The sequence below is a fragment of the Confluentibacter flavum genome (genome assembly GCF_002843175.1).
GTDB classification, from domain to species: Bacteria; Bacteroidota; Bacteroidia; order Flavobacteriales; family Flavobacteriaceae; genus Confluentibacter; species Confluentibacter flavum.
The window spans coordinates 2827-5960 of record NZ_PJEO01000007.1; the positions used below are offsets into that span (position 1 = coordinate 2827).

Annotated in this window: 5 protein-coding genes; 1 reads left to right on the forward strand and 4 read right to left on the reverse strand. The window is 32.3% G+C overall.

All coding sequences use genetic code 11. The annotated features are described in order from the left end of the window. Positions 1 to 188 (forward strand): hypothetical protein (locus CSW08_RS18205; protein ID WP_106658083.1); only part of this gene is annotated, 188 nt, incomplete at its 5' end. 17 nt (positions 189 to 205) lie between these two features. On the opposite strand, the gene CSW08_RS01195 is transcribed toward CSW08_RS18205, so the two are convergent. The 4 genes from CSW08_RS01195 to CSW08_RS01210 form a co-directional block, all read right to left on the reverse strand. Further along, positions 206 to 682 (reverse strand): hypothetical protein, encoded by a 477-nt coding sequence (locus tag CSW08_RS01195; protein WP_106658084.1) that lies wholly within the window; start codon positions 680 to 682, stop codon positions 206 to 208. A gap of 157 nt (positions 683 to 839) precedes the next feature. Then, positions 840 to 1820, reverse strand: a complete 981-nt coding sequence (locus CSW08_RS01200) for a hypothetical protein (protein WP_106658085.1) — start codon at positions 1818 to 1820, stop codon at positions 840 to 842. 53 nt (positions 1821 to 1873) lie between these two features. Continuing rightward, complete coding sequence (locus CSW08_RS01205; RefSeq protein ID WP_157831405.1) at positions 1874 to 2698, reverse strand: IS3 family transposase; 825 nt, start codon at positions 2696 to 2698, stop codon at positions 1874 to 1876. Positions 2699 to 2723: 25 nt separating this feature from the next. Continuing rightward, on the reverse strand, positions 2724 to 3095 hold the full coding sequence (locus CSW08_RS01210; RefSeq protein ID WP_106658087.1) for a transposase: 372 nt from the start codon (positions 3093 to 3095) through the stop codon (positions 2724 to 2726). Positions 3096 to 3134 lie beyond the last annotated feature (39 nt).

Below are 3134 nucleotides of genomic sequence, written 5' to 3' on the forward strand. Positions count from 1 at the left end.
AATGTAAAATATTTAAACTTCTTTTCATTTCATTATCGTACGCTTTTCAAATTGGTTACAACGTGTTCGTGTATGGAAAGTTGCGTGTTTGGGGGCGAGGATTTTCCGAAGGAAAATCGGAAGCCGGCAAACAAGCAACCAACTTTGTATTAGCTAAAACTAGCAATTTTTTATACACGGTGTTGTAACACGTTTTTTATTCAGTTCAGTTTTCTAAAATAATTGTTTTGTCATAGGTTTTCATATTCAAAAGTCCAATCGTTCCACAATTCGGTTTGATATATTTTTTTGAGTTTGGAATTCCATAATTATCTTTTTCCCAACTCGTGTTGAATTTATATTTCAGAGTGTCTAATTTATTTTCAAGAACTTTTGATTGATGATTTACAATTTCCCATTCGTATTTATCATTTTTCCAGCATATTCCCATTTCATCTCCAATTAGAGGAATTCCACTTTTGTCAATTTTTATATAATTAGTTCTTGGAACTGAATTATACTCTCCGTTTATTATATATCTTATTTCTCCACGAGTAATTACAGTTACACATTGTTTTTTATCAGCAGAATAAATTCGAAAATTTGTTCGATTGGTATGATCTCCAAAAGCAATAATAAATGCGATAATAGCAACTATGAAAAGTACTATTGCTACTAAAAATATTTTTAAAATTAATTTCAAATTCGAGGTTTAGATAATGTGTTACAACGTGTTCGTGTATGATTTGTTGCGTGTACAAGCACTAAGATAGCAAATAAACACAAACAAGAAAATCCGATAGGATTTTCGGAAGTTAAAGGAACTAGCAATGAATTATACACGGTGTTGTAGCACGTTTTTATTTTTCGTTCAGTTGATATTTATACTCAAATATTTGTTTTTCAGTTCCGTCAATTTTAATTACTTTTTCTAAAAATCCGACGTTATTATAAATGAACTGATAAGATATATTTTTACCTTTTAAAATGTAATTCTCCTTCTTTCTTATTAAAATCGTATCATTCTTATATTCGTAAGTTTCATTTTGCCAATGTCCATTTTTCGTTGAATAAAAGTCAGATGAGATTAATCGGCTTGCAGAATTGTATTTGTGTTCAGATACCTTAACATCGCCAGAATAGTTAATGATTGTGTTTCCGTTTTTGTCAATCACATCATTGTCCAATATTTTTTTTGTCTCGACAATTTTTTCTCTGTTTTCAGGGTAGAATATTTTGTCCTCGTATTTTTCTCCGTCTTTTGAATAATAGATGAATTCTTTGTTTAATCTGTCGTTGGAAAATTCCTGTTTTTGTTTTAATTCTCCATTTGTATTAAATATTTCTATTTCTTTAGAAACAATTTCTTTGTCGGTTCCGTAATCGATTGAAATCTTTTGGTTTTTGTCCTTTATAAAAATGTCTTTGTTTTTAAGTATTCTTCCAGGATTTTCATAAGTCAGTTTTGTGTCTTCCAAGTATTCATATTCATAACCATATTTAAAATCTCCATTTGGCGAATAATGTGATGTTTTGGTAACTCTGCCTTTTTCATCGTATTGATATTCGCTCTTGTTGATAATTGTGTTATCATTCTCAATTATGGTTATAACTTTTCCGTTTTTGTCAAAGCTGATGTCGGATGAAATTTGTCTATCTCTAAAGCAAAGAAGTTGCTTTAGGTTGTTCTCTAATGCAAACTTTGTAAATGCGTCATTACTATTCCTTGTGTTTTGAGGAACGTTTAAAGTCGCTACAAATAATTTTCTCGGTTCGTGTTGAATCGATTGTCCAAAAGAAAAATTAAAGGCAAAAAATATGATGATTAATAGTCTGTTCATTGATTTGGTCAAATGTCTCGTCCTGAAATATGGCTACAGGTTAATAATTAAAATTAAGCTGCATTTTGATGCACATAATTAGGTGTTTTAAAATCTAAAGATAAGTGTAATCTTATTTGGTTGTATAGATTAATTGCATTTTTTGTAGCCCTTTTAGCATGCGTCGTATCCGTAAAGGTTTGGTCGAGATAAAATTCATCTTTAAGAATCCCGTTAACCCTTTCTGCTAGTGCATTTTTGTAGCAGTGGTTTTCCTCTGTCATACTGATATCCATCTTATTTCTTTTTAATATTTGTGTGTATACATTGCTACAATATTGAATGCCCCTGTCTGAATGGTGAATGAGTCCTTTTGTGTTTTTAGCATGATATAAAGCTTTGTTAAGGGCCCTCACGCATCCGTTTAGTTCCAGGCTATCACTAAGGTCATAACCAACAATCTTTCTTGAATACATATCAGTTATTAACGCCAGGTAACAAAATCCTTTTACCGTTCTGATATAGGTTATGTCAGAGGCCCACACTTGGTTAGGTCTTGTAACCTCAATATCTTTAATGATGTTTTTATACTTATAGAACCTGTGCAAAGAGTTAGTTGTTCTAGAGCTATATTTCTTTCTAAGTGTTAGCATTTGATGTTTTCTAAGGACGTTAAACAAAGTATCCCTGCCGACTTTAAGGTTGGCTTTGGTAAACTCATCATCTAAGGATTTAACAAGTTTACGCACGCCTTCCCTTGGAAGGGACTTGCGTCTTTTCTTAACTATCCCAATAATCTGCTGTTCTAGTTTTAAACGCTTATCAGCTCTATTTTTATACTTATAGTAAGCATTGCGTTTATGTCCAAAAAATTGGTTATAGTAGTTAAAGAAGCAAATCCCTTACCTTTTTCTTTGGCTTTGATCAAGGCTTTATACTTAGCTTTTTTTTTAGTTCAGCCACAGATTTGTAGCCCAGGTCTTCTGCTGCGACTTCCAAGTATGAATCCAGTACCAATGCATCCAAATCCTTTTTTAGGAGTAGCTTTTTAAGCTGTCCGATCTCTTTTTGCAGTTCCTTGATTCGTGTTATCTCGTCTTTTGTTTCCACTTTTACCCTTGTGTTCATTAGGTTCTTACGGTTGTACTTCCTGATCCATTCGTTAATGGTGGTAGGCGCAATGCCATAAAGTTTGCCTAGTTGGTTTTTGTTAAGTTTTCCAGTTGTGATTTCGTCCAGAATTTTCAGTTTAAAAGGTTCCGAATACCGTCTGATTACTTTGTCATTTTTGTACATAATGTTTAAAATTATGTAGCCTTATTTCAGGACGGGTCA

What these genes read in the sequence shown, in the direction of transcription:
- CSW08_RS01200 (WP_106658085.1), bottom strand. Translation starts at nt 1,820, where the DNA reads ATGAACAGACTATTAATCATCATATTTTTTGCCTTTAATTTTTCTTTT.
- CSW08_RS01210 (WP_106658087.1), bottom strand. Translation starts at nt 3,095, where the DNA reads ATGTACAAAAATGACAAAGTAATCAGACGGTATTCGGAACCTTTTAAA.